The following is a 463-nucleotide window of genomic DNA, read 5'->3' as shown; positions in this document are numbered from 1 at the left end:
ATTTCATACTCGTCATGCTCTATTTGGTCACCGGCTGTCGCCGAGGTGACTTGGCCAAGGTAAAACTATCCGACATCGTGCATGAACAAACACCCTACATCCGCTTTGACGCACACGTCAGTGACCCTAACGACAGACGGCCTGCTGAGCCGAGGCTGAAAACGCTGTCTCGCGAGTACCCCATTCATACGACGGTTGCCGATGCCGTTAGCCGGTACATCGCCCAACATCGGGTGGAAATCCCGAACGCGGCCGACAGCGAGTACCTATTCCTCGAAACCAGCGAAGGGCGTGAACTCGCTATGCGGACGGTCAATGCCATCTTCGAGACGTTACAAAGCGTCATTCCTGACCTCACGCCGCACATTTTGCGGCACACGAAAACCGAAAGCCTGCTCCGAGACGCAGAAGCGATGGGGCTGACGGAAACACAAGTTCTCGAGACCGTCATGTATCTCAACGG

At 55.5% G+C, this 463-nt stretch carries 1 protein-coding gene; it reads left to right on the top strand.

The annotated features are described in order from the left end of the window. Window positions 1–50 precede the first annotated feature (50 nt). The coding region (locus tag J5M67_RS28345; protein WP_243434935.1) for a tyrosine-type recombinase/integrase at window positions 51–463 on the top strand (413 nt) is incomplete at its 3' end.

Origin of the sequence: Pseudomonas sp. 30_B (assembly GCF_017491605.1) — a bacterium.
Classification (GTDB): domain Bacteria; phylum Pseudomonadota; class Gammaproteobacteria; order Pseudomonadales; family Pseudomonadaceae; genus Pseudomonas.
The sequence above is the reverse complement of the archived record's forward strand: the minus strand, read 5'-3'. Positions and strand labels throughout refer to the sequence as shown.